This is a genomic window from Cyanobium gracile UHCC 0281 (assembly GCF_034931305.1).
GTDB classification, from domain to species: Bacteria; Cyanobacteriota; Cyanobacteriia; order PCC-6307; family Cyanobiaceae; genus Cyanobium; species Cyanobium gracile_A.
The window spans coordinates 1-25,703 of sequence record NZ_JAYGHY010000024.1; the positions used below are offsets into that span (position 1 = coordinate 1).

The window sequence follows — 25,703 nt, forward strand, 5'->3', positions numbered from 1 at the left end:
GGCCCGGCCCGCCAGCCGCTCCAGATCGCCCATGGGCCGCAGCAGCCGGCGCAGACCCAGCCGCAGGGGCCGCTGCTCCACCAGCTCGCTCACCGCCTCCTGCCGCTCCTGGATCGCGGCGCGGTCCACCAGGGGGGCCTCGATCCAGCGCCGCAGGCAGCGCCCCCCCATGGCGGTGGCGGTGCGGTCGAGGGCCCAGAGCAGGGAGCCTTGCAGGGCGCCGCCCAGCTGGGTGCGGGTGAGTTCCAGGTTGCGGCGGGTCTGGGCGTCGAGCACCAGCTGGTCGCCGGCGTGCCAGAGCCGGGGCCTCTCCAGGGGGATCGCCGCAGCGCTCTCCGTCGCCGGGGCGGGTTCGGGCTCCGGCTGGGTCGTGTCCAGGTAGGCCAGCAGGCCCCCGGCGGCCCGCAGCGCCAGCGGAGCCTCCCCCAGTCCCAGGCCATCGAGGCTGGCCAGCCGGAAACGGCGGCGCAGCAGGGCGGCGGCTTCGGTGGCTTCGAAGGGGGTGCGGGCCAGGGGGGTGAGCCGCAGGCCCTCGGGGCACCAGGCGGGGGCGTCCCCCAGGCCGGGCCACACCACCTCGGCGGGCTCCAGCTGCAGCAGCTCCTGGTGCAGGCTGCCGCTCCCGCCCCGTTCGGTGACCCGGAACTCGCCGGTGCTCACATCCGCCACGGCCAGACCCCAGCGGCCGGCATGGCTGCCGTCCCCGTCGAGCACCACGGCGCAGAGCCAGTTGTTGCGGCGGGCGGCCAGCATCCCCTCCTCCAGCACGGTGCCGGGGGTCAGCACCCGGGTGATGCCCCGGCGCAGCAGGGCCCCCTTGGCGGGGGTGGCCTCCAGCTGGTCGCAGAGGGCGACGCTGAGGCCGCGGCGCACCAGGTCGGCGCAGTAGCGCTCGGCGGCGTGGTGGGGGATGCCCGCCATCGGCACCCGGCCCAGGGCCTTGCCCGCATCCTTGCCGGTGAGGGTCAGCTCCAGCAGGCGCGAGAGCAGGATCGCGTCCTCGAAGAAGAATTCGAAGAAGTCGCCCAGGCGGTAGAGCAGCACCCGGTCCGGATGGGCCGCCTTCAGCTCCACGTAGTGGCGCAGCACCGGGGTGAGCGCCGCCGGGTCCACCAGGGAATGGTGGTGCCAGCGGGGTAGGTCGCCGTCGGGCTCGGGGGGCTCCCCGCCGCGCTCGGGCTCTGCCGGCTTCGGAACTGAGGGCCGCCGCCGAGCCCGGGGCCGGGCGCTGGCATCGGCCAGCAGGGTCTGCTCATCCAGGCCGCCCTCGCCTTCGGGCTCGGGCGCCGGCGCCACTTCGCCCCCGAACAGGTCGCCCTGCAGGCTGGCGTCGTCGCTGAGCGGGAGCTGCTGCTGCACGTCCCTGGCCATGGGCCCGCCGCCTGGAGCGCCCCGATCGTAGGGGGCCTGCCAGGGAGATCCTCACGACGCTGGCGGAGGAGGCCCGAATGCTGCTCAACTGGGTCGTGAGCTTCTTCATGGTCTGATCCCTTGACGGTTTTCGAAGGCCGCTTCACCGACGTCGCCGATCTGCGGATCGGCCTGGTGATCGCCCGTTTCAACGATCTGGTGACCGGCAAGCTGCTGAGCGGCTGCCTCGATTCCCTCTCCCGCCACGGCATTGATGTGGGCCCCGAGAGCAGCCAGCTCGACGTGGCCTGGGTGCCCGGCAGTTTCGAGATCCCCCTGGTGGCCCAGCGACTCGCCGCCACGGGCCGCTACCAGGTGGTGATCACCCTGGGGGCGGTGATCCGCGGCGACACGCCCCACTTCGATGTGGTTGTGGCCGAGGTGAGCAAGGGCGTGGCCGCCGTGGCCCGCGACACCGGCGTGCCGGTGATCTTCGGGGTGCTCACCACCGACACCCTGCAGCAGGCCCTGGAGCGGGCCGGCATCAAGAGCAACCTGGGCTGGAGCTACGGCCTCCAGGCCCTGGAGATGGGCAGCCTGATGGCAGCACTGCCGAAGCCATGAACCGCAAGGGACTGATCCTGGCCGGCGGCAGCGGCACACGCCTGGCCCCCCTCACCACCGCCGTGAGCAAGCAGCTGGTGCCGGTGTACGACAAGCCGATGATCTACTACCCGCTCAGCACCCTGATGCTGGCGGGCATCCGCGAGGTGCTGGTGATCACCACCCCCACCGATCGGCCCGCCTTCGAGCGGCTGCTGGGGGACGGATCGTCCTGGGGCATGGAGATCCGCTATGCGGTGCAGCCCAGCCCCGACGGCCTGGCCCAGGCGTTCCTGATCGGCGCCGATTTCCTTGACGGCGCCCCGGCGGCGCTGGTGCTGGGCGACAACCTGTTCCATGGCCACGACCTGATCCCCCAGCTGCAGGGGGCTAACGGCGAGCGGCCGGGGGCGACGGTGTTTGCCTATCCGGTGAGTGACCCGGAGCGCTACGGGGTGGTGGAGTTCAGCGGTGACGGCCGGGTGCTGAGCATCGAGGAGAAGCCGGCCCAGCCGCGCAGCCGCTACGCAGTGACGGGCCTGTACTTCTACGACCACACGGTGGTGGAGCGGGCCCGGCAGGTGCGCCCCTCGCCGCGGGGCGAACTGGAGATCACCGACCTCAACCAGCTCTACCTTGATGAGGGCCTGCTGCGGGTGGAGCTGATGGGTCGGGGCATGGCCTGGCTAGACACGGGCACCCCCGACTCCCTGCACGAGGCCGCCAGCTACATCCGCACCCTGGAGAAACGCCAGGGCCTCAAGGTGGGCTGCCCCGAGGAGGTGGCCTGGCGCCTGGGCTGGATCGACCACGGCCAGCTGGAGCGCCTGGCCCTGCCCCTGAAGAAATCCGGCTACGGCGACTACCTGCTGCGCCTGCTGCAGGAGGCCGCCAGTGACCACCTGGCCCTGGAGCCCCAGCGATGAACGTGCAGTACCTGGCCGTCGATGGCCCCCTGCTGCTCACTCCGGCCGTCTACGCCGACGAGCGGGGCTGGTTCAGCGAGAGCTGGAACCGGCGCCGCTTCGCCGATGCCCTCGGCAAGGAGGACGCCGACGCCCCCGAGTTCGTGCAGGACAACCACTCCCGCTCGGTGCAGGGGGTGCTGCGGGGCCTGCATTTCCAGCGGGCACCGCACCCCCAGGGCAAGCTCGTGCGCTGCACGTTCGGGGAGGTGTTCGATGTGGCCGTCGACCTGCGCCAGGACTCCCCCACCCTGGGGAAGTGGGTGGGCGAGCGGCTCAGCGCCGAGAACCAGCACCAGCTCTGGGTGCCGGTGGGCTTCGCCCATGGCTTCCTGACCCTCAGCCCGGTGGCCGAGGTGCAGTACAAGACCGCCGGCTACTGGAGCCGGGAGTGCGAGCGCTCCCTGGCCTGGAACGACCCGGCGATCGGCATCGACTGGCCCCTGCAGGAGCTGCCGGCGCCCCACCAGCCCCTGCTGGCCCCCAAGGACGCCGCCGCCCCCGGTCTGGGGGCCTTGGCGGCGGCCGGGGATCTGTTCGGCTCCCACAACGTGTGACGGATGGCTCCAGCGGCAGGCCAGCGGCCCGCTCTGCATGGCAGGATCCCTGACGCTGCCTGATCCGGCCTCGAGCCTTGCTGCCCCATGCAGATCCTCAACACCCTCACCGTTCTGGCCCTGGTGGTGATGTCCTTCGCCCTGATCGTGGCGGTGCCCGTGCTCTATGCGAGCACCGAGGACAGCGGCCGCTCCAACCGCCTGATCCTGATCGGCGGCGCCGCCTGGGTGGCCCTGGTGCTGGTCAACTGGGGCATGAGCCTGCTTGTGGTGTGAGGGCCCGGGCTGTCCGGGGGGGCAGAAGGATCTGCCCCTGCCCCGTAGGCGGGTTCGAGCCGGCAGTCGTTTCTAAGGGGCGGATCCCCAGGTTCAGTTCGATGTCCCCAGTTTGTTCGGCACGGGTGTGTTCAGGCTGAGACCCCGCCAGATTCTCCTTCTGTGTGCCGGTTGCGATCTGCTGGGGGTCCTGGGTCTGGCGGCCCTGCTTGATCGCTTTGCCGACACAGGCCTGCAGGACCAGCCCTGCTGGCTGGTGTCCTACGCGCTGGTCTACATCGCCTTCAGCTGGTTGTTCGGCAGCTATACCCTGCTGCGCTGGCCCCGGCTGGATCTGCCCCAGCTTGTGGTGCGCCTGCTGGTCACCACCCTGGCCACGGCCCTGGTGGTGGTGCTCGTCTACTGGCTTCTGAATCTGCCGGAGACCTTCACGCTGGGCCACCGACGGGTCCAGATGGTGCTGCTCAGCGGCCTGAGCCTCTGGGCCTTGGCTGTGCGGCTCGTTCTGTGGCGACTGTCCAGAACCCGCCAGCGGCAGGGCCTCAGCCCGCTGGAGCACGCTGAGAGGGAGCAGCAGAGGCTGTTGCCTGCCCACCTGCCGGATCAGGCCCTGGGGCTGGAGGACCTCCCCTGGTCGAATCCCCTCAGCGTGCAGCGCCAGCTCAAGCGCAGCGCCGATGTGGCCCTGGCCCTGCTGCTGCTGCTGGCCACCCTGCCGCTGCTGCTGGTGGCCGGGCTGCTGATCTGGCTCGAGGACCGGGGGCCGGTGTTCTATGTGCAGGAGCGCAGCGGCCTGATGGGTCGATGCTTCCAGCTCTACAAGATGCGCACGATGTGCCAGGCCGCTCCCGATGCCCCCGCCACCTGGACGGTGCGAGGGGACGCCCGCATCACCCGCACGGGGGCGTTCCTGCGCCGGGTGCGGCTCGACGAGCTTCCGCAGCTGTGGAACGTCCTGCGCGGGGACATGAGCCTGATCGGGCCGCGCCCGGAGCGGCCGGAACTGGAGCATGACCTGGAGTCCCGCATTCCCCACTACCGCAAGCGCCACTGGATGCCGCCCGGCCTGAGCGGCTGGGCCCAGGTGTGTGCCCCCTACGCGGCCAGCGTCGAGGAAGCGGAACTCAAGCTCAGCTACGACCTCTACTACCTGCGCCACTGGGGCACCGCCCTAGACCTGCTGATCCTGCTGAAGACGGTCAAGACCGTGCTCAAGGCCCGGGGGCGTTGAACCGTAGAGAGGCTTGGAGCCCGGCTCGCTGCGGGTTGAATGAAGCGGATGAAGAGATTCGAACTCTCGACCCTCTCCTTGGCAAGGAGATGCTCTACCACTGAGCTACATCCGCAGAGCGCCTCTGGGGGAAGGCATTCCGGTCGGGCGCGCCGCCGACTGGGCCATCATGCACCATCGAGGGTGCCCCTGGCCAATCCCCCCCCAGACCAGGGCCGGTGGCGGGAGCAGCGGGGCCCGGCGCCAGCCCGTCGGGCCCCGTGGCATGGCCCTCGCTCAGCCTCAGGCGGCCTCGTAGAGCCTGCGGATCTGCGCCACACTCCGCTTCCAGTCGAAGCGAGCCGCTCGGGCAACCGCGGCCTGCTGGAGCTCCTGGCGCCGCTGGGGCTCGGACGCCAGCGACTCCAGGGCATGGACCCAGCCGGTGAGGTCATCCGGTGGCAGGAGGACCCCGGCCTCACCCACGATTTCCGGAAGCGAGGTCCTGTTGGAGCACACGACAGGAGTCCCGAAGTGCATTCCCTCCAGCACGGGCAGTCCGAAGCCCTCATAGTGGCTGGGATAGAGATTGACATGACAATGTTGATAGAGCCAGGTCAGTTCCCCATCACTGACATAACCCAGAATATAAATATCTTCTGCCCATGGGGAGGCTGCGATCTGCTCATCAAAGTCATCCATCAGCCAGCCCTGCTTTCCGGCCAGGACCAGAGGGATGGGCTTGCCGCCCCTGGCACGAAACTGCTGGTAGACATCCAGAAGAAAGGCCTGGTTCTTCCGGGGTTCGATCGTTCCGGTCGAGAGAAAGAAGGGCTCCCCGGCCTTGAAGACTTCATGATCCGGCGGTTTGACCTCCGGATGGAAGCCCGGTTGCCCGAACCGGGAGGCGGGATAGATGACTTCCACCCTGTCAGGGGCGATGTCGGGGAAGTGCTTCAGGAAAGCCTGCTTCGTCGCCTCTGAGATGGCCACAAATCCGTCGGCGAACTGGGCGGCTCTCTGAACGCCTTCCAGGCAGCCCTTGCGGTTGGTTTCGGTGGTCCACTCGGGATGCTCGACAAAGCTCATGTCGTAGAGCGTGTAGATGAGTGATCCACGTAACCGCCAGGGCGGACACCAGAAGTTGTTGGCGTGCACAATATCGAAGAGATCCAAGAAAGATCCTGCCTTATATTGATTAGTCCAGAATCGCGTGGCACTCCTTCGGCGGACCTTGCGTGGACCATATCGAACGCCGCGTCTCCAGTGCGGAAACGCCAAAGCCTGGAGAGGATCATGAAAGAAGTCGCCGAAGCTCGTCAGCAATGTGAACTGCTCATCATCGGCAGCTGATTCCAGCAGGCCATCAATCAAGGCCGCCGCATAGAAGCCGCAGCCGGCCTTTTGCCGACCCGTCTGACTCACATCAAAAGCAATCTTTAGACCTCTCATGACTCTGGTACCTCCAGGTGCGGGATAAGGATCGGCTGGGGGAGAGGACGCAAGCGCTGCTTGAGCTTCCGCCAGTAGCGCCGTACGCCGCTGGCCTGGATACCCAGTTCCTGATTGATGGCATCCAGCTGTCGCCACCCCTGCAGGACGGCTTTCCAGTTCCCCGTCGCCCCTCCCTCGGCCATGGCCACCAATGGGAGCTGGCAGACCATTGGGGGGGCCTCCGGGGGCTGGGTCAGGAGAATGGATTGCATCAGCTTATAGTCGGCCGAGAGACTATATGTCTCATCGAAGGACTGCTTTCTGTACGTCTCCAGATCGGCGATGAATCCCGGGTGCGGATAATGCAGGCCTTCTGCCAACTGGTGCCGCCATTCAGCGGCACTGGCTGGGATGGGATCCACCCGCCACAGGCTTCTGATCTGGCGACCGGGCCGCCGGAAATAGCCGATCGAAGCGAGCAGCACACTGGCCTTGCTCCGATGGCCGGCTTGCAGGAAGGCAACATAGGCTCCCGGATTGAGCAGAAGATCATCGGAATTGAGCACATGGGCGTAGCGACCTCTAGCCTGCTGCAGTCCCACATTCATGGCGGCATAGGGCCCGCCCGTGATGTTGTTGATCCAGCGACAGAAACCGTACCTGGAGGCATGCTTTGCCACGACATCTTCCGTGCCGTCCGTTGAACCGCCATCGATCAGGATGTGTTCCAGTTCCCAGTGAACTCTCTGCAGAGCTGTCTGCGCCTGCACGACGCTCATCAGGGTTTCGCTGATGGTTCCGACCGCATTCAGGCAAGGGGTGATGATGGTCACCAGCGGTTGCACCCTTTCGGCTGGAAGGGTGTCTGCCTGAGCCCTTCCCTGGATGGCCCAGCCTTCAGGGTCCTGCGTCATGGGCTGGGCGTGGATGAACCACAGCCTGCCACAGCGTTGCTGGCCTCCGGCCCCGCGGACGTAAGCTCCCTTGTTCTCCAGCGTCCGTTGAGCTGGTCACGCGCTCCTGCTGTCCTTTCTCTGTGGGTCCACTCCATATCGGCTTCGATGCCCAGATTCTGCGCCGGCAGAGACGCGGTGGCATCAGCCGCTACTTCTGCGAGCTCGCCGCTGCGTTGCCGCAGGCTGGGGTTCATGTGAGTCCGGCGTCTTCCACCTCCACCGGATGGTGGCAGCGTGGAACATGGCGGCAGGCCGATGTGGTGCATGCCACCTTTTACGGAGGACGTCCTTACCGGCCTCGCCGAGGTCAGCGCCTGGTGAGTTCTCTGTTTGACATGGTTCCGGAACGCCATCCGGAGCATTTCTTTCTGCCGGGTCTGCGCTCACCCCACGCCAATAAGGCGTCCTGGCTTTCTGCCTCCGATCTGATCATCAGTATTAGTGCTGCTTCGGCTGATGATCTGGTGTTCTTTCATCCCGGGCTGCAGACGCCTGTCCAGGTGATTCATCTGGCCACAGCGCTTGACAGCATCCCGCCGGAACCGGTGGCCCGGCTGCAGGGGCGACGCTTCTGGATGATGGTGGGCAAGCGCCATGCCTACAAGAACGGCATGACTCTGATGCGAGCCCTGGCGCTACTGCACCGGGGCTGCCGATCGGGGGGTGATCTTCCCTTGCTGGTCTTCGCCGGTGGTGGCGCCTGGCGTCCCGAGGAGCAGCGGTGCATCGCCGCCCATGGACTCCAGCACGCCGTTCTGCAACTGCCGGCGAGCGACCCCGTTCTGGCCTGGCTCTACCGCCAGGCGGAAGCGGTGCTGGTCCCCTCACTTGCCGAGGGATTTTCGCTGCCGTTGATCGAGGCGCTGGCCTGTGACACTCCCGTCGTGGCCTCCGACCTTGAGGTCCATCGGGAGGTCGGCCGGGGATTTTCCACCTTCCTGCCTGCCCTCAATGCCGGAGCCTGGGCCGAGTGGCTCCTTAGCCGTTCCGGCAGCCCCGAGGCCCGTCCCAGCCAGTGCCTCGGTCCAGGGGAGTACGGACGGCTGCGCCGGCAGTTCGCCATGGATCGCCTGGTGCAGGAGCACGTGGAGGCCTATGCCGGCGTCGATCGGCTACCGTCAGTCGTTCTGGAGAGGGGCTGAGAGTCCAGCGGCCATCGAGTTGCGAATCGTCGCCAAACGTACACGGCATGCTGCCGCGGCCTGATAGTTGTCCACGACATCGGCCAGCGTCGAATCACAGGCGCGTCGGAAAAACGAGACACCCTCAGATACAATGCGGCCGCTTGCCCTCCACTCGCTTTCGGATGAATAAAGCCTACAAAGCAATTGAGCATTGCCGTGTGAGTGGTGACGAGCACCTGGTTTCGATCCTTGATCTTGGCCAGCAGACACTGACTGGCGTCTTCCCCTCCTCGGCGCAGGAGCAGGTCACCCGGGGCCCTCTGGAGCTTGTCTGGTGCCCTTCCAGTGGACTTGTGCAGCTCAGTCATTCCTATAATCCGGACGAAATGTATGGAGAAAATTATGGCTATCGGTCGGGTCTGAACCAGTCCATGGTTGAGCACCTCACCGGCAAGGTGCGCTATCTGGAGCGTCTTTCAGGGGTGGGCCCCGGCGACACCGTGCTCGATATCGGAAGCAATGACGCCACCACGCTGAAGGCCTACGCAACGCCGGATCTGCATCGCATCGGCATTGACCCCACAGGCGTCAAGTTCTCGGAGTTTTATCCCGATGACATCAAACTGGTCCCTGACTTCTTTTCTGCTGCAGCCTTCAGGAGTGTTTCTGCTGCACCGGCGAAAGTTGTCAGTTCCATTGCCATGTTCTACGACCTGGAGGATCCAGTGTCGTTTGCCAGGCAGATCTGCGATGTGCTTGCTGAGGATGGCGTCTGGCATTTCGAGCAGAGCTACATGCCGTCCATGCTGCGGACCAACTCCTACGACACGATCTGCCACGAGCACCTGGAGTATTACTCGCTTGGCGTGGTGGCCAAGATCCTGGAGGCTGCTGATCTCCGTCTTGTCGACGTCGTGATGAACAATGTGAACGGTGGCAGCTTTGCCGTCACAGCCGCGCGGAAATCCAATACGTCCTTGCGCAGCAACGCACCGGTCATCGATTGGCTTCTGGAGCAGGAGGATCGCATGGGACTCTCCACACCGAAGCCATTCCGTGACTTCGAAGAGCGTGTCTTCCGCCACCGCGACGACCTCACCCGCCTCGTCAAGTCACTCGTTGCTGACGGAAAGACGATCATTGGTTATGGAGCTTCCACGAAGGGCAACGTGCTGCTTCAGTTCTGTGGGTTTACTACGAACGAGATTCCCTTCATCGCCGAAGTCAACGAGGAAAAATTCGGCCGCGTCACACCCGGCACCCATATCCCGATCATTTCCGAGAAAGAGGCGGCGGCGATGAATCCTGACTATTACCTTGTTCTGCCCTGGCATTTTCGCAGTGGCATCGTCCAGAGGGAGAAGCAGTACCTGGCCGGAGGTGGACGGATCATCTTCCCGTTCCCAGAAATCGAAATCGTATAGATCCGCATCCATGCTTCGTAAACTCAGGAACAGATTCGACAACGCTTCCGCGCTGCTCGCCGGAACCGCCGAAGCAGTAGCCACTTGCGTCGCAGAGGTCCGGCAGCTGGATGCAGAAGTCCGGCAGCTCGATGAGAAGAATGAGCGCACGGCACGTCTGTGTGGTCGCCTCGCCGCGTTCGAGGTCCAGCGCCTGAAGGAGATTGATACTCTCGCCGATGTGGAGTTTCAGGTCTACTCCCAGTTTGGTGAAGATGGCATCATTGAGTGGCTGGTCGCCAATCTCGAGCTTCAGAACAAAACGTTTGTGGAATTTGGTGTTGAGAACTATCTCGAGGCCAACACCCGCTTCCTCTTGCTGAATCGCAACTGGACTGGTCTGGTCCTTGATGGGAATCCTGAGAACATGGAGCACCTGCGCTCCTCAGCCACCTACTGGCGGAATGATGTTCAGGCCCAAGCGGCCTTCATCACGGTGGAGAACATCAAGGAGCTGATCCAGCGGAACGGATTCTTCGGACCTCTGGGCATCCTCAGCATCGATCTTGATGGCAATGACTATTGGATTTTGAAGGAGCTCGATGGATTGCGCCCGGATATCCTGATTCTTGAATGCAATCCCGTGTTCGGAGACCGCCATGCTGTGACGGTCCCCTACGACCCGACGTTCGAGCGTTTTCGCAGCCACCACTCGGGACTGCTCTTCGGTGCGTCCATCGCGGCGTTGCGGGAGTTGGCCGAAAGCCGTGGCTATGAGTTCCTCGGCACCTGCTCGAATGGCCTGAATGCTTTCTTTGTCCGCTCCGACCTAGCTCAGAGGATTGTCGGGAAGATCAAGCGTCGCATCGCTTGGCCCGCCATCCATCGCGACTCGCGTAGTATCGACAGACAACTCAGTTTTGTGCGCGGCAAGGAACGTTTTGACCTGATCGCCGATTGTGAGGTTCATTGCTGCCGCACCAACCGCAGGGTCAGGCTTGGTGACCTCGGCGACCCCTACAGTGCGGACTGGCTTCGTGCCATGGCTCTGCCCGGGGACCTGCCAGCAGGCGCTGCATAACCAACCATGAACACCACCACCGTCCTGGCTCCTGTCTCCATCGGGGAACTGCTTGACAAGATCGTGATCCTCGAAATCAAGGAGCAGAGGATCTCCGAGGATGAAAAGCTTGTCAATGTGCGTAATGAGCTCCAATCGCTTCGCTCGATCCGGCCAGCTGCCCTCACTGACAACCCCGCCTTGGCACCTTGGGAGCAGTCGCTGCGGGAGGCCAACAGAGAGCTGTGGGACCTGGAGGATCGCATCCGCGACAAGGAAAGGGCCGAAGACTTCGGTCCGGAATTTGTGGAGATCGCCCGTCTGATCTACCGCACCAACGACCAGCGGGCCGATGCCAAGAAGATGATCAATGTGCTCTGCGGTTCGGAGATCGTCGAGGAAAAGTCTTACCAGCCCTACTGACGACGCATGAAGGTTGCCCTTGTCCAGCTCGATGCCAACGGCGACTGCCTCTATGCCACGACGATCGCCCGTCAGATCAAGCAGGACTATCCGAGTTGCCATCTCACCTGGTGGATTTCCTCACGATGCAGGAATCTGCTTATGGGCAATCCCTATGTTGATGAGGTGGTCTCTGTCGACCTTTCCGATTGGACCAATGTCAGCCGCGACATCATCTGGACATTGGCGATGCGGCAGATTATGCGTCGACAGACAGGCCCGGACCCCTACGACCGGATCTGGACACCGCAGGTCTATCCGGACAACTTTCGTCGATTCGATGGCACGGTAAGGCCCAGCATGTTTCGTGGCTACGATCGACCTATCACCGTCCCCATTGATCCCATCATCGCCCTGACTCCGGAGGAAGAGTCTCGAGCGGCTGACTATGCAGCCCAACACCGACTGTCCGCCAGGGGAAGGGTTGTGCTGTTTGAGTGTTCCTCCAACAGCATGCAGTCCCATGTCACTCCTGACTTCGCCAAGGAGGTGGCCAGGTTGAGTGCAGCTGCCAAGGAAGACATCTTTTTTCTGCTGTCCACCATGCAACCCCTTGGGGACGACCTGCCCGCCAATGCGGTATCGGCAGCCTCCCTCACGATGCGGGAGAACCTTGCCTTGCTCGACCACTGCTCCGATTTCATCGGTTGTGGCAGTGGATTGACCGTGGTAGCCACCTGCGACCGTGCCAAAAAGGTCCCCATTCTTCAGATCCTTGACAGCGGCCGCTCGGTTCTGGGGTCTTTTCACCATGATTTCAGCTATTGGGGCAAGCCGACGGACATGCTCATCGAGCTTGGCGATGCCACCCCTGAGGAGACCTTTGCGTGCCTGCGACGTTGTCAGGGCAGCGGCATGCAGGCGGCGATCGCAGAGTTTCACCGCCCCGTCCCCGTCACCTTCGACTTTCTCCATACGATCAGCGACTATCTGATCGAGCGCGGCCAGTATCTCGATGCGGCGGAATCCCTGGCTCACACGTACCGGCGCTATCCAGACCGTCCGGAGTTGCTTGACTATGCACGCCGAAACCTTCTGCCTCTCTGTCCACTGGACGGGTCATTCCGCCTCCCCGGCGGGATGAGGCAGTGGCATTTCGTCGAGGAGTCTTTCTCATGAACCTGGACGATCAGGCCACGACTCCGGTGTCTGAAGCCCTGGGCCTGGATCCGTTGCTCGGCCCTACCCATGCGTTGGTGCGTTATGAGGATGGGATGGTGGCCGACGTCCGCATCGAGGAGAGCTATGGGGTCCGGGCCTACCTGCAGATTCTTGAGAAGGACTGTGAGCAGCTTGCCGAGCTGATCGCCGCCCATGGCCTGCCCCCAGAGGCCTTCGAGCGAGCCTCACGACCCGGACCACCATGGAAGCTGGAGGTCACGGATTGCCAGGTGCCACAGCTCGGCGACATTGACTGGACATCCCGCTATGGGCCCGTGGTCGCCCTGGAACCGTCCGAGCGTCCACCTCTCGCCAGTACCGCGAGCAAGGTCCGGAGGCGCCTGAAGCGCCTGGCGGGTTGGTGGCGGCCTTCAACGACGCCAGTGCTCTCCGTTTCCCCCTCTCCTCGGCGGTCGTTGCCGGGAATGAGCGTTCCGATGCGGTCGTCCTATCATCCTGAGCCCGGCGAACTATCCGACCTCACCGGGAACGATCCTGGTCAGGGGTTGGCAACGGCTCCACGCCATGCTGAGGGAGCGATGGTTTGCAGCGAATGGCCCCGTATCTCCGTGGTGACAGTCAGCTATAACCAATGCAACTTCCTTCGGGACTGTCTGGACTCCGTCCTTGGGCAGAATTATCCCAATCTGGAGTTCATCGTCATTGATGGTGGATCCACGGATGGGAGCCGTGAGATTCTGGAGTCCTATCGCGACCGCCTTTCCCATCTTGTGATCGAACCTGACCGGGGGCAGTCCCACGCCTTGAACAAGGGATTCCAACGGGCCACCGGCGACGTATTGACCTGGTTGTGCAGTGATGACCGGTTGGAGCCGGGTGCACTGGAAGCCGTCGCAAGCGTTCGAACTGGCCAGGATTGCGACATCGTCGTCGGTGGCTGTCGCGTGATCGATGGTGCTGGCCAGACCAACCTGGTCCATTACTCAGGCTTCCACCGAGGATGTCTGAGTCCGTTGAGTTTTGGTGACCTGGCGAGTTTCACATCAACGTGGCAGAAAGGTCTCTACTTCTACCAACCGGAACTGTTCTTCACCCGCGACCTCTGGATTCGTTCCGGCTCCCATGTGAAGGAGCATTTGCACTATGCCATGGATTATGAGCTTTTCCTGCGATTCGCTCTATCTGGCGCACGACTTTACGCCGTGGACCAGGTTCTTGCCTGCTCCCGCCAGCACGAGGATCAGAAAACCCGTCATGACGTTCCGATGTACCTTCCAACAGTGAAGCGCATTCTGAGCGACTTCCACCACAAACTCGTTTCCCTGCAGCAGCTATGACGCGTTCCCTTGTTCTGGGCGTTGGAGGCCAGGACGGCAGCATCCTGGCGGAAGAGCTGGTGGCCTCAGGCCGTCAGGTCCTTGGCCTGGGACGCGGAGAGACCTTTCCTTACCGGATTGCCAGTCCCGACTTTGTTTACCGACAGCTGAATCTCGTTGATTCGGCTGAGTTGGACCTCTGTCTCAGAGAGTTCCAACCGGATGAGGTTTTCCATGTCGCAGCCGTGCATGGATCAGCTGGTTTCCCTTACGAGGAAGTGTGGGGGAATGCCTTGGATGTCAACACCAAGACCCTTCATCGGGTGCTGGAGTACGCCAGGCTTCAGAACCTTCAGCTCAGGGTCTTCTACGCCAGCTCAGCCAAGATCTTTGGGCCGGCGCTGCGGGGACGGGTGGATCTTTCCACGCCTCGCGAAGGCAGCTGTCTTTACTCCATCACCAAGATGGCGTCGGGTCAGCTCGCCTCCTATTACGAGCAGGCCCATGGGATCCGGACAACCGTGGCGATTCTCTTCAATCACGAGTCAGAGCGACGTCCCAGCTCCTTCTTTATTCCGAAGATCTGCAAGGCTGTTTCCTCCTCTTTGTCCAATCCACTGCATCGCGTGGCGCTTCAGACGCTCTCCTTCCACTGTGACTGGAGCTCAGCCCGAGATTTCATGCGGATGGCGCTCCGTGCCGTTGATGTTGGTTTTGCTGGCGAGGTCATCTTCGCCAGTGGGGTCACCTGGCAAGGGCGCGACTTCGTCCAGCAGCTGTTTGCCAGGCATGGTCTCGACTATGCTCGCCACATCGATGCCCCTGGGCTTGTCGATTCTCCTTCTTTTGGGGTTGATCTACAGGAAACCCTTCGTCAGATCGATGTCGGTTCCCGCGAGGATATCTTTGACTTATGTGATCGTCTGATTACGGTCCCTCTTCACTGACGACCCGTTCCAACTCCAATGACTTCACCACGGCGGCCACATTCGATCAGGTTCCGGTTGCGAGAGTCATGGCTCATTCTGTTGGGTCGTCTGCCGGCGCGACTGACCACTGTCGATGCCTTGACCGCCGCCCAAGGCGAGTTAGCACAATCCAGAGCCGAGCTGGGCAAGATTGCGAAGGCGGCCGCTGAAGCACGCACCCTGCTGTCCGAGGTTGAATCAGAACTTTCGCGGCTGCGGGAAGATAATGATCGCCTACGGCTTGAAAATACTGCCTTGGAAGAAGAGCTGAATGCGGCCCGAGCGGCTGGAGCTCCCCAGTCGTAGAGATGCTTCATCCGTAAGGTGAACGCCTTGTCGCTTGGCCAACCAATGTCACCGAAGCTGTGCATCTTTTCAACGGATAGCAGAGTTTCAATGCTTGCGTTGGTGGCCGCTACGTTCTCGTGCCTCTCGCCGGATGAATCGCCTAACCCTACCGTGGGTCTGAGAAGAGTTGTAGGTAGAAGTCTTGTCGCTGATTACCAGACGTCATTCATTCCCTGCGTCGTAGACGCAGGCCACTATCCGGCTCCGAATCTTCATCGTGTTCGGCCCCATCTTGCCATCCGGTATCGCTAGCAGGACACGCGGAGACTGTCTTTTGGCTGGCCCGGGCCCCACCGCACTCCTGTCGCTTCACATCACTTGATCAGCAGGAATGACCTGGTGGCACTCCTCACCTGGTGATACGGAGGAAAAGCCTGCCAAGCCAGCGCAGAGGTTTTGTGATTCGCCAAGATGTGCTGCTTAGGAGGGCACCTCGCACTTTCTCAGATTCCTGTAGATCCGAGGCCAGATGGTCGTTGTCCTGCGAACTCTTTTGCAGAGAAGCATAGGCTTCGGCAAGCTCTTCCCGGCACTCCTGAATCTCTTCATTTCTCTTCTGTAGAGCAACAAACGCTCCGGCCAAATCACCTTCTCGCGCACCGAGAGATGATTGCAGTCCCCGTAACCTCCTACGAGCCGCCAGATCTCTTCTGAACTCAAAGGAGTCTTCTTCAGGCAGCAAGCGGTCGAACATCCACTCGTAGTCAGCCAAAATCCTTTCGGCAGACCAGTCCTGCCTTAGCTGCACCTGCCAACCAATTCCATCAAGCATTATCTCCTTCATGCTCCGATCTTCGACGAATGGAGAGGGCACCGTCCCAAAGAGATGTCTGAACATGTCAGCCTTGCGCAGCGCAAGAGGGCGCCCTGCTGCCAAGGCCCAGTCCAAGGCGCTTGATAGTCCTCGACTACACTGGGGTTCATAGAAAAAGGCATTGATCGAGTTTCCCTGAAGGAAGCCAAGCAGTTGCTCCTGTTCCAGGTAGTCGTGGGTGATGTCCAGCGATACCCCTGGCTTCCACAGCAAGGATCGGCATCGGTCGGCCACCGCCCTCGCCTCATGCCCTTCAGCATCAAAGAAGCTGGAAAATGGGATATTGAGCCTGATATGGCACTCGGAAAACTCGAGTTGTGCTCTTGCCACCAATGCTTCAAAGCCTTTGCCGGGTGTGGCGAAGCCGAATGAGCCGATGGTCGGATGTTCTGGTGGTGGGGTGGAACTGCTCGCAGCGAGAGGAGGCAACGGCCGCACGGACGTGAACGTGCCACCCTCACCGACTTTCAGAGTAGGGTCGTGAACCATAAAGTAGTCGAATGGCAATGTATTGAGTCTTTCCAAATCTTCTGGGCTGATCTCATGGATGATGCCAACAACGCTGACTCGGTCGTCGGGCAATGCGAAGGGAAACCAGGCCCGAGTGGTATATGGATGATAATTGACCAAGATCAGCGTTGGCGAATGATGCCGTAAAGCCGCAGCTACATCGTCCGCAGAATCCACCTCGACGTAAACCGTCGAATATTTCTTGCTTTGTGCGATAGCTTCATAAATGGAATAACCAAACTCATACACCCCACAGGCCGAGCGGCGATGGTTGAGAAACAGGACTTTTGCGGGCTCCATATCAGTTCTTGATGACAGTGAATGTTGCGAAGCTATAGCAGCAGCCCCCGTAGTGAAAGTCGGCTTCGTGATCGCCCCAGTCTGGTTTGTCTAGCAGGCTGCACCCGTCCATTGCCCCCAGCAGCCGATCTTCCAAGTCATGCACTGTAAAGAGGCGAACATCTGTCGGGGGAAGAGCGCCCCCGGGCTTCCAGGCATTGTCAAAATCACAAGTCAAGACAACGTGACCGCCTTTCCGTACAAGGTGAGAAGCATCGCGCACGAATGACTCATCCTCTTGGACATGCTCCAACACCGATGTGGCAAATACCAAATCATACGTCCCCTGAAGCTCAGGATTTTCGGCAACGAAGGAGGCTAAGTCATGCCCATCTGTTTGGGGGTCAATGCCGTGGACGGGATATCCCATTCTGCACAACGCCTCATAAGCGGTGTCTTCGAAGCAGCCTGCGCAGAGTACACGCTTTCCCGACAAGTCAGGAAGGAGTTGTAGAACTGCGGATAGGATGAATGCCTGTTGCACGTTCGCTTCAGGAATTTTGCGGCTCATCATCTCCGGCAAAAGCGCAAACAGAAGATTGGTCGCAGGCAGGTAGTGCTTGCGAGCCTCATCATTCAGCACGGTATTGAAGGACGGGACGTTGATGAACGAATTCATGGAGTCAGATACATGCGGGAAGAAACAGGATTCTGATCGGACTAAGAGCACTCTACAATACTCTATTGTGAGTAGAGGATCGTTTGCTGACGAGTTGACAGCATGGGCTTTGGATGAGGTGTGCCAGGCTCGACCTAAGGTATAGGCCTATCTCCTTTGATTCACACCAGCGGGGCCGAGACTTCACAATCCAGGTTGGCCAGGACTATCCACTATTTACCATTCATGATGTGAATGGCCTTAGCCGCTCCACCTAAACCATATGTCCTGTAACTCATAGGGATCGCCATTGAGTTCAGGATGTACCTGGAGACTCGTCTTCTGATGAACCTCGAAGCCATAAGAGAGAATTTGCTCAAGCAACTGCGCTGGCGTTGTGGCATTACGCTTAAGCCAGCCAGAATTAAACTCGCAGAAGAGGTTTTTGATCATGCCCCGCTCAGCCAGCTCGCGCATCCCCCGCAGGGCGTTTGGCTCGTAGCCCTCAATGTCGATCTTCAGGAGCTTGATTGGGATGCCATCAGCTAGTGGTGCATAGCTATCCAGCTTGACCAAGGGCACTTTCAAGGGAGTAAAATCTTTGCCAGACTGGAAGACGCTGGGGGAATGAATGCTGTAGTTCACCGGCATGTAGATCTGCTCATGTCCGACGGCGTCTCCGACGGCGGCGCGCACTAAAGTGACGTTTTTGAGTGCGTTCTCCTCGATTGCTTCTGCAATGATGCCGGCCGCGACTGGGCTTGGCTCAAACGCGAACACGCTCCCTTTCTGCCCAACAAGAGTTGAGGCGAGCATCGTATACCAACCGAAATTTGCACCGATGTCAACGAAGCGGTCCCCTTCGGATAGGCATTCCCGTGCCCAGGCCGTCTGGGTAGGCTCATAGGACCCGTCTGCCATACTGCTCTGGATCACCTCCCGGGTATCGAGTCGCATCCGCAATGAGTGGACGGTCTGATTGGGGGGGCTGGGTGCTTTGACAGCCCGACGGGGCCACTTCAACTTTTTCCAGAAGGGTTCATGTCTGACATAGACGTCGTTCGGCTCAAGTCGACGCCAACGCTTGTAGCCTCGGGCATTCATGTAGGACACATATTCCGGGTCTTCAAATAGGCTTTCCAAGATAATCACCTTGGGACGGTAACGACTCAATGTCAGCCCGCGCAAGACGTTAAGCTCCCATCCCTCAACATCAATAGCGAGTATGTCGATCCTTTTCAAATCCGGCTCGTGTGCGGCAAGAATTGAATCAAGCCTGCGCACCTTTACGGGGATCGTCTCAATGTTCGTTGTTTCTTTGACGGTCTCGTGAAGTTCGCTATATTTACCCCTGATGCCCAGGCTTGAAAAGGATTCAAACGAGACTGAGCCACCCATGTAGTCGGCGGCATTCGAATTCACAACAAAGAAGCTGGCATCATCCTCCTCGGAATCACTCGCCGCATATTGAAGAACGTCATGGCCAAGTGCACGATGTGCTGCGCAAAACTCAGGATTGGGCTCAACCGCAATGATCTTCCACCCCAGCTCCCGAAAGCTCGCACTGATCGACAAATAATCTGGCCTGGCGGCCCCCACCTCAACGAGAACGCCGATTCCATGGCCGGAGAAGAACTCCTCTCGCACGATCTTATCGACATCATGCTCAGCGGCCATATCTTTATGGTGTCAACTGAATTCTTTTATTGAAACCCCCCGGGGTGCCAGGTGTCAACTGCGTTGCTGGCATGCTTCATTGACTCTGGCAGGCACCCCTGCCAGGGCATCCACAAACCTGACCCCTTCTGTCCGGCTTATCCCCACAGGTCTGAGGGCCGCTGACCCGTATCCGGTCTCAGCCCTGTTGACTGATTCCCGCTCCTCCCATGCCCTACGGCTGCCCGGCAGCGCATGGGTTTATGGCCTCCACAGTGTGCCGGCCTCGCTATGCCTGCAGCTGCAGTGAACCGCCTCAATGGTATGGGTCGGTTGGCTGCTCATTGGTGTCAGCAATGGTTGACAGAACTGGCATTGGATGGCTTCCAAACTGTGGCATCAGCGGGAGATGGTGACCCAACACAATGGTGTGAGTATGCATGCGAATACAGGCGACGATACGTCTCGGTGTACACACCTTTACGCCGTAGTTTGTGATCACGGCTTACGACTCGTGGAACCAACGATGGCTTATTCAGGCAGACCGCATCGACCTTGCCGTGGGAGGCCCTTTCAGTCCGTTGCTGCCCTTGATCCTTGGCAATTCCTGCACCAAGCTGGAGGCTTCTAAACATGCGCAGGGAGGTGTTCACCCTGCACGTGTTCCCGATCCTGCGGCCACAACGCCAACACTCCACCACTGACGTCCCCAGAAGCAGAGACTTCTCAGGGTTCCAGGTCTGCAGGGCCAAGGACTGGCCCATGTCGCAGTTTTCTGGCCCAGAAGCCAGGCAGCCCCTCTGATCTGGGTAGATTCAGGAACGGCTTTGGAGACAGCGTCTGCTCGTCCATGCGCCACAATCCTCCTTTATGACCCCTTGCCATTGACGCGCACTGCCCTCATCGCCGGCATCACGGGTCAGGATGGTGCCTATCTGGCCCGCCATCTCCTACAGGCCGGGTACCGCGTGGTCGGCAGCAGCCGGGATGCCCAGAGCAGTGACACCAGCCGCCTGTGCAGACTTGGCATCCGCGATGACGTGGAGCTGATCTCGCTGGCGCCGAATGACTTCCGGAGTGTTCTCAAGGCCCTCTCTTCCATCGAACCGGCGGAGCTGTACAACCTGGCTGGCCAGACGAGTGTGGGCCTTTCCTTTGAGCAGCCGGTCGAATGCATGGAGTCGATCGCCAGCGGTACCCTCAATTTTCTTGAGGTGCTGCGCTATCTGGGTGCGCCTACCCGAATGTTCAGTGCTGGCAGCTCGGAATGCTTCGGAGATACGCAACAGCAACCTGCCACTGAGGCGACCGCTTTCCATCCCCGCAGTCCCTACGCCGTTGCTAAAAGCACGGCCTACTGGCAGGTTGCGAATTACCGTGAGGCCTATGGAATCTTTTGTTGTACTGGCATTCTGGCCAACCATGAGTCGCCCCTGAGACCGCATCGGTTTGTGACTCAGAAGATCATTGACGGTGTCCGCAGCATCGCACGCGGCGAGACCCATGAGCTCCGGCTGGGTAACCTCGACATCTGGCGTGATTGGGGCTGGGCCCCCGAGTATGTCGTCGCGATGCATAGGATGTTGCAGGCGCCGGTCGCCAAGGATTATCTGATCGCTTCCGGACACACCACATCACTGCGGGAGTTTGTCCGTCTCGCGTTTGTGGCGGCAGGCCTGGAGCCAGGGGCCAGTCTTATCAGTGATGCCACGTTCCTGAGGCCCAGCGATCTGAAGTATTCGGCCATGGATCCCAGCCTCATTGCTGCGGATCTTGGCTGGAAGGCCAACGTGACGCCGGCTGAAATCGTGCAGCGAATGTACGATGAAACTCTTGTCTAGAACGGAGTTTGAGGCGGCCTGAATACCACTATTCGCAAGCCTTGCCGCCTTCAGCCGCGTAGCTTCCGAACGATCCTCTTGAGGTCTCGCTTGAGCCTGAACGGAACCGCCCCTGACTTGTCCTTCTGGATTCCATGGTAGATGTGTTGTTCGCCATAGCATTCTGATGACAGCTTGAGAATGAAGCCTAGAACTCCCTCTTGATCACATTCCCAGTTCATCCGCAACCGCTCAGCAGTTCGATCTGCATTCTCGCGGATCCTTGCGATATCCGTGAATATCAGTGGCTTAGGACTGGCAGGGTCGTACAGCATCCCGTTGACACCATCAACGAGGTACTCATTCATGGTCCCATTGTTTGGGGCGACGACACATATTCCGGCCGATAGTGCCTCCAGAAAGGACTGACCAATTCCTTCTTCCAGACGGGGGGCGATGTACACGTCACAATCTCTGATGATCTGCATGACCTCCTCCTTGCTCTCAAGCCAGTGGCTGATCGTCAGCGACTGGCAATCGGGAAATGCATCGCGGACGTCCTGTTCGGTGGTTTCGACCTCTCCAGGATCGGCCGACAGATGGACATGCAGGTTCAGCTCAGCTTGATGATCGCCTAGCAGCTGCCCAACCATCTCGATCGAGATTTCGGAGGGCCTCCTGGCCCAGAAGAAGGCATGAAGGTTGTCTGTGGTGCGATGCCGATGGACATTGGAACGACTGCCTGCCTTCGCGGGCATGTATTTGCAGTGCATCGAAGCGATTCCATTGCTGGTCGCGATGGCATGAACAGCCGAAGAGAAGCTCAGGACCTTGGAACCATGGAATGGGCCCCATAGTCTGTTCAAGTCAAATAGTGGCCCTTTTGCAATTCCAAACTGGTCCAGCATCGGGATAAATGTCACGTTGGGATGATGTTTCGCTACGCAGTTGGGCAGTCCTTGGGGAATGGCCTGAAAGATGACAATGGCATCGTGGGCTTCCAATTGGCTGAATTGGACGGGGGCGCCACCTTCCCAGCCTGAATCCCAGAAATAGTCGACCGTGTGCCCTTTGCTAGCCAACAAGTTGGGCAGAAAGAGAGTGGATCTGGTCTTCTGATGATAGGAGTGGTCGCAATAGGCAATCTTCATCTCACTGTTCTCCTCGTTGTATGGAGTTCTTCAGCTTGCCGAATACCCTGGCCGCGAAGCGCCGATGGAATCTTTGCAGCCAGAAGTTCCTGTAGGAGAGTTCAGGATAGAGGGCATTGGCCTCCTGCAAGGCGCTAGCCAGGCGAAGAGACGGTTGTTCTGTAAAAAGAGTTCTGCGGTCTTGCCAGGAAAACAGGTAGTAGAGCAACGATCTTAAAACTTCTGAGCTGAGTAGCGGATAGGTCTTCTCGGCAATCAGCAGCATTTCTTCCGCGTGGCGGCTGATGTCGCTGGATATGCCGCCGATCGAGTACAAGACCGTTGGTGTACTGACGACTTTCACTCTGGCCCCACCTCTGACGGCTCGAATGATCCAATCAGAGTCAGCTGCAATCTGCAAGCTCGAATCAAACTCTCCGATCTTCTGGATGAGCGAACGGCGAGCATAGACTCCATTGTGGCAAAGATTTGGACATCGAAAGACCAGAAAGCTGTCCAGCGCTGAAGGTAGCCAGAGGGTCTCTTTCTCGCCTTCAACGGCCAGCGCTGCCGATGCCAGCAAGTCGATACGTCGATGGCTTCCACGCAGCATCTTTACGATCTTATTGGCACCTTTGGGAATGATACGGTCATCAGAATTGACGAAACAGACATACTCCCCTCTTGCCAGTCGAAGTCCCTTGTTCATCGCATCATAAATTCCGCGGTCAGCTTCCCTTACTAGCACATCTATGGCTTGCGAATACTCGCTCAGGATCTGTTCCGTGCCATCGTTGGAATTGCCGTCAACGACGATGTACTCACAGGAGAATAGGGGTTTGCAACTGCAGATGCTTTTGATTGTCTCTTCAATGCTGTTGCCAGAGTTATAGCTGACCGTGATGAACGAAATGACAGGTCTTTGCGACGACTCTCGACCGCTCGCGCTGTCCTGGCCTTTTCTTGTAAGGATCCTGTTCATCAACTGCTGGGGCCTGTGTCTTCCCATGGGTGCCTGTCATGGGCGTATTTCTTGCACTCTACGCTGCGTCGTAAGATTGATGTGAGCTCAACTCCATGAGGCCGGAATGCGTCATAATGATCGACCGGCCTATCGCCTCTGGTTGATTCTCGTCTGAGCCTCTGAGTCACCATGTGTCTCTATCCTTCGGGAAGACTGGGTGACCGTCGGCTGAACTTCAGCATGATTGGCCTTGGACGACCAGTTTGATGGCCATGGTTGTTGTTGAAAACACGCCGTAAACTGGCCGACGACCCACCATGGGCTGGAAGATCAGAGTGTCTGGCTTAAAGTGAAGAACCTTGAATCCCATTGCGTCGCCGTTGCTCACGGCCGCAGAGAGGCTGTAGCTCCCTGGCTGAAGAAATGGCATCGTAAAGTCGAAAAAAGCTGAAACAAGCTGCTGGTTGTCAACGGTCAGGCATTCCCGGCCAATCGTACTTTCTCCAAAGACGATCTGTCCTGTCCGATCTCTTACGAAAAATGCTACGAGAAAGCTTTTGACGAAGGTGTTGCAGAGAGCCGAGACTTCCAGCCTTACGTCTTCACCACACTTCGGTGTTGTGGTGGCTGCTCCATCCTTGTCGCGCATCACCACACTTGTGATGGTTGCCATGCCATCGCCATAGTCGCGCTCCGCATCCCAGTCGGCCATGTCGGCCTGTACACCTTCTGCTTGGCCACTCTCTTGAGCGGCAACGCTGTTCCACTCGATGTGGATCGTTTTGCTCGCATGCTCCGTTGTTGATGTCCCAGATCCTGCTCCGTTTTGAGGGACGCTGACGGCGGCCCGGTTGCCACCATCGGTCATATTGTTTGCTGCTTCGATCTCGGCATTGGAAGCTTCATGGCAGCTTCTTGTATAGGCCGTGATGATGGAGGCGGTGTCGGTGTCCATCTGGACGCGGCCGGAGTCAATCCAGATGGCTCTTTCACAGAGACTGGAGACAGCATTGAGATCGTGGCTGACAAACAGGAGTGTTCCCTGTTCCGTGAAGCGCCGGATGAAGCGCATGCACCGCTGCGCAAACACGGCATCTCCGACGCTCAGCGCTTCATCGACGATCAGAACGGAAGGATCGACATGGGCGACCACCGCAAAGGCAAGCCTGACGAGCATGCCACTGGAATAGGTCTTGACGGGCTGGTGGACGAAATCACCGATGTCGGCGAAGGCCTGAATGTCGTCCAATCTTGCCCTGATCTGCTCCTGCGTCAGGCCCAGCAGTGAGGCATTGAGAAACACGTTCTCAATGCCGGTGAATTCCGGGTTGAACCCACTGCCCAACTCCAGCAGTGCGGCGATGGTGCCGCTTGTTTTCACGCTGCCCTCCGTCGGCGCTAGCGTGCCGCAGATCATCTGCAGCAGTGTGCTTTTGCCGCTGCCATTCCTTCCAATGATGGCGACTGTTTCGCCCGTCCTTATCTCCAGGTTGACATTCCGCAGGGCCCAGAACTCGCGGTAATACTGACGCCGTCCGCGCCAGAGGGCCTGTTTGAGTCTGTCCTTCGGTTTGGCATAGATCTGATAGCACTTGCCAAGGTCGCTGACAAGGATCGGGTGGAGATCCTCGCTGGAGCCGACGTTTGTTTTTGTCATGTCAGATGACATCGGCAAAAGCGGGCTTCGCTTTCTGGAAGGCTCGGTAACAGATTTCGCAGGCCGCGATGGAAACGGCAAACCCAAGGAGTATGTACATCATGCTTGGTGCATGTCCAAGCACCGTGACGGCCCGCGTCTCCTCGATGACATGGGCCAGCGGGTTCAGCTGCAGGATCGGCAGCCAGCGCGCCGGCATGGCTGTCATTGGAAAGAAGATGGGGCTGAGAAACATCAACATACTCACGACAACGCCCACGAGTTGGCCAATATCTCTGATGAAGACGCCAAGGGCGGAGAGGGCCCAGGTGATGGCCAGGGTTCCCAGCAGAAAGGGTGTCCAGACGACGGGTAGCCAGAGAAAGCTCAGAGGAATCCGGCCATAGGCTGCGATTTCAAAGATGACCAGCACCAACAAGCTGGTGAGGGCGTGGAACCCCGCGGTTGCGGCGGCAACGGGTGCCAGAACCTCCAGTGGGAAGACAACTTTCTTGACGTAGTTCGGATTGGCAAGAACCAGCCCGGGCGCCCGGTTCATGCATTCCGAAAACAGATTGAAGACGATCAGGCCGGCAAACAGGTTGACGGCGAAGGCCAGTGGTCCGAGATCCTCGCCCGTTCCCCAGCGAGCCTTGAACACCTGGGAAAAGACCAGTGTATAAACGGCAAGCATGGTCAGGGGCTGCACGAAGCTCCAGCTCAGCCCCAGGATTGATCCTCTGTAGCGACCCTGGATTTCCCGTTCCCCCAGTCTCCAGATGAGTTCGCGATGCTGCCAGATTGTGGCAGGAAAGCGGATTTTCACCATCGTGCCGCCTTGCCAGGCCTGGACTCCAGGATCATTGGGATTTCATGGTGAAGGAGGTTTGGAGGTTTCGGGAGCAGGGCATCGATCCGTGCCGCACTGGTCTGCCCATCTTTCCTGACCTTGCTCGTCGCCCTCGGAAGCCGGGCGTTGCGTTCAAGATACACCTCCGCTGGCTTCTTCCCGGTCCCTGCTCGGTCTGCTGCAGGGCCCATCTCCTCCGTATCGGACGATGGCTGGCCCTCGACGATTCCTG

General features: G+C 60.0%; 23 protein-coding genes, 1 tRNA gene and 1 pseudogene. 14 read left to right on the forward strand and 11 right to left on the reverse strand.

The features are described from left to right. Positions 1-1,371: pseudogene (locus VB739_RS08850) on the reverse strand (DNA mismatch repair protein MutS); the annotation flags it as partial. 120 nt (positions 1,372-1,491) lie between these two features. Between VB739_RS08850 and ribH the strand changes: the two are divergent. The 5 genes from ribH (at position 1,492) to VB739_RS08875 (ending at position 4,982) form a co-directional block, all read left to right on the forward strand. Next, positions 1,492-1,974 (forward strand): 6,7-dimethyl-8-ribityllumazine synthase, encoded by a 483-nt coding sequence (gene ribH, locus VB739_RS08855; protein WP_323356716.1) that lies wholly within the window; start codon positions 1,492-1,494, stop codon positions 1,972-1,974. Beyond that, on the forward strand, positions 1,971-2,879 hold the full coding sequence (gene rfbA, locus VB739_RS08860) for a glucose-1-phosphate thymidylyltransferase RfbA (RefSeq protein ID WP_323356717.1): 909 nt from the start codon (positions 1,971-1,973) through the stop codon (positions 2,877-2,879). The genes ribH and rfbA overlap by 4 nt, the downstream gene beginning before the upstream one ends. Next, positions 2,876-3,475 (forward strand): dTDP-4-dehydrorhamnose 3,5-epimerase, encoded by a 600-nt coding sequence (gene rfbC / locus VB739_RS08865; RefSeq protein WP_323356718.1) that lies wholly within the window; start codon positions 2,876-2,878, stop codon positions 3,473-3,475. The genes rfbA and rfbC overlap by 4 nt, the downstream gene beginning before the upstream one ends. Before the next feature lie 87 nt (positions 3,476-3,562). Further along, entirely contained in the window at positions 3,563-3,751 is a 189-nt protein-coding gene (gene psbZ, locus VB739_RS08870; RefSeq protein WP_094584244.1) for a photosystem II reaction center protein PsbZ, read from the forward strand. Positions 3,752-3,878: 127 nt separating this feature from the next. Beyond that, positions 3,879-4,982, forward strand: coding sequence for a sugar transferase (locus VB739_RS08875; RefSeq protein WP_323356719.1), 1,104 nt, complete (start codon positions 3,879-3,881; stop codon positions 4,980-4,982). A gap of 43 nt (positions 4,983-5,025) precedes the next feature. Here VB739_RS08875 and VB739_RS08880 read toward each other — a convergent pair. From VB739_RS08880 to VB739_RS08890, 3 genes are all read right to left on the reverse strand, one after another. Further along, positions 5,026-5,097 (reverse strand) — tRNA-Gly (locus VB739_RS08880). Positions 5,098-5,264: 167 nt separating this feature from the next. Next, positions 5,265-6,413 carry a glycosyltransferase family 1 protein gene (locus tag VB739_RS08885; protein WP_323356720.1) on the reverse strand — a complete coding sequence of 383 codons (1,149 nt, stop codon included), beginning with the start codon at positions 6,411-6,413 and terminating at the stop codon, positions 5,265-5,267. Beyond that, on the reverse strand, positions 6,410-7,309 hold the full coding sequence (locus VB739_RS08890; protein WP_323356721.1) for a glycosyltransferase: 900 nt from the start codon (positions 7,307-7,309) through the stop codon (positions 6,410-6,412). Before VB739_RS08890 ends, VB739_RS08885 begins: the two co-directional genes overlap by 4 nt. Positions 7,310-7,668: 359 nt before the next feature. Between VB739_RS08890 and VB739_RS08895 the strand changes: the two genes are divergently transcribed. The 8 genes from VB739_RS08895 to VB739_RS08930 all read left to right on the forward strand — a co-directional run bounded on the left by VB739_RS08895 (position 7,669) and on the right by VB739_RS08930 (position 15,112). Then, positions 7,669-8,493 carry a glycosyltransferase gene (locus VB739_RS08895; protein ID WP_323356722.1) on the forward strand — a complete coding sequence of 275 codons (825 nt, stop codon included), beginning with the start codon at positions 7,669-7,671 and terminating at the stop codon, positions 8,491-8,493. A gap of 164 nt (positions 8,494-8,657) precedes the next feature. Next, positions 8,658-9,899: a class I SAM-dependent methyltransferase gene (locus VB739_RS08900; RefSeq protein WP_323356723.1), complete on the forward strand. Its 1,242-nt coding sequence runs from the start codon at positions 8,658-8,660 to the stop codon at positions 9,897-9,899. A gap of 10 nt (positions 9,900-9,909) precedes the next feature. Further along, on the forward strand, positions 9,910-10,959 hold the full coding sequence (locus tag VB739_RS08905; RefSeq protein ID WP_323356724.1) for a hypothetical protein: 1,050 nt from the start codon (positions 9,910-9,912) through the stop codon (positions 10,957-10,959). Positions 10,960-10,965: 6 nt separating this feature from the next. Next, a complete protein-coding gene (locus tag VB739_RS08910) occupies positions 10,966-11,361 on the forward strand; it encodes a DUF6165 family protein (protein ID WP_323356725.1) in 396 nt (131 codons plus the stop codon). Positions 11,362-11,367: 6 nt separating this feature from the next. Further along, the gene (locus tag VB739_RS08915; RefSeq protein WP_323356726.1) at positions 11,368-12,519 is read left to right on the forward strand and encodes a hypothetical protein; all 1,152 of its coding nucleotides are present in this window, start codon (positions 11,368-11,370) and stop codon (positions 12,517-12,519) included. Further along, positions 12,516-13,859 carry a glycosyltransferase family 2 protein gene (locus tag VB739_RS08920; protein WP_323356727.1) on the forward strand — a complete coding sequence of 448 codons (1,344 nt, stop codon included), beginning with the start codon at positions 12,516-12,518 and terminating at the stop codon, positions 13,857-13,859. Before VB739_RS08915 ends, VB739_RS08920 begins: the two co-directional genes overlap by 4 nt. Next, positions 13,856-14,785 carry a GDP-mannose 4,6-dehydratase gene (locus tag VB739_RS08925; protein WP_323356728.1) on the forward strand — a complete coding sequence of 310 codons (930 nt, stop codon included), beginning with the start codon at positions 13,856-13,858 and terminating at the stop codon, positions 14,783-14,785. Before VB739_RS08920 ends, VB739_RS08925 begins: the two co-directional genes overlap by 4 nt. A gap of 120 nt (positions 14,786-14,905) precedes the next feature. Continuing rightward, positions 14,906-15,112 carry a hypothetical protein gene (locus VB739_RS08930; RefSeq protein WP_323356729.1) on the forward strand — a complete coding sequence of 69 codons (207 nt, stop codon included), beginning with the start codon at positions 14,906-14,908 and terminating at the stop codon, positions 15,110-15,112. A 391-nt stretch (positions 15,113-15,503) separates the two neighbouring features. On the opposite strand, the gene VB739_RS08935 is transcribed toward VB739_RS08930, so the two are convergent. The 3 genes from VB739_RS08935 to VB739_RS08945 all read right to left on the reverse strand — a co-directional run bounded on the left by VB739_RS08935 (position 15,504) and on the right by VB739_RS08945 (position 19,092). Continuing rightward, entirely contained in the window at positions 15,504-16,778 is a 1,275-nt protein-coding gene (locus VB739_RS08935; RefSeq protein ID WP_323356730.1) for a hypothetical protein, read from the reverse strand. 1 nt (position 16,779) lies between these two features. Continuing rightward, on the reverse strand, positions 16,780-17,436 hold the full coding sequence (locus tag VB739_RS08940) for a class I SAM-dependent methyltransferase (RefSeq protein WP_323356731.1): 657 nt from the start codon (positions 17,434-17,436) through the stop codon (positions 16,780-16,782). A gap of 240 nt (positions 17,437-17,676) precedes the next feature. Next, positions 17,677-19,092 (reverse strand): FkbM family methyltransferase, encoded by a 1,416-nt coding sequence (locus tag VB739_RS08945; RefSeq protein ID WP_323356732.1) that lies wholly within the window; start codon positions 19,090-19,092, stop codon positions 17,677-17,679. Positions 19,093-19,955: 863 nt separating this feature from the next. Here VB739_RS08945 and VB739_RS08950 point away from each other — a divergent pair. Then, positions 19,956-20,912: a GDP-mannose 4,6-dehydratase gene (locus tag VB739_RS08950; protein WP_323356733.1), complete on the forward strand. Its 957-nt coding sequence runs from the start codon at positions 19,956-19,958 to the stop codon at positions 20,910-20,912. Positions 20,913-20,962: 50 nt separating this feature from the next. Here the strand turns inward: VB739_RS08950 and VB739_RS08955 are convergent, their stop codons facing one another. From VB739_RS08955 to VB739_RS08970, 4 genes are all read right to left on the reverse strand, one after another. Continuing rightward, positions 20,963-22,042, reverse strand: a complete 1,080-nt coding sequence (locus VB739_RS08955; protein ID WP_323356734.1) for a glycosyltransferase family 4 protein — start codon at positions 22,040-22,042, stop codon at positions 20,963-20,965. A gap of 1 nt (position 22,043) precedes the next feature. Next, a complete protein-coding gene (locus VB739_RS08960) occupies positions 22,044-23,003 on the reverse strand; it encodes a glycosyltransferase family 2 protein (RefSeq protein WP_323356735.1) in 960 nt (319 codons plus the stop codon). Positions 23,004-23,220: 217 nt separating this feature from the next. Next, on the reverse strand, positions 23,221-24,642 hold the full coding sequence (locus tag VB739_RS08965) for an ABC transporter ATP-binding protein (protein ID WP_323356736.1): 1,422 nt from the start codon (positions 24,640-24,642) through the stop codon (positions 23,221-23,223). 1 nt (position 24,643) lies between these two features. Next, positions 24,644-25,450 carry an ABC transporter permease gene (locus tag VB739_RS08970; protein ID WP_323356737.1) on the reverse strand — a complete coding sequence of 269 codons (807 nt, stop codon included), beginning with the start codon at positions 25,448-25,450 and terminating at the stop codon, positions 24,644-24,646. Positions 25,451-25,703: the final 253 nt, after the last annotated feature.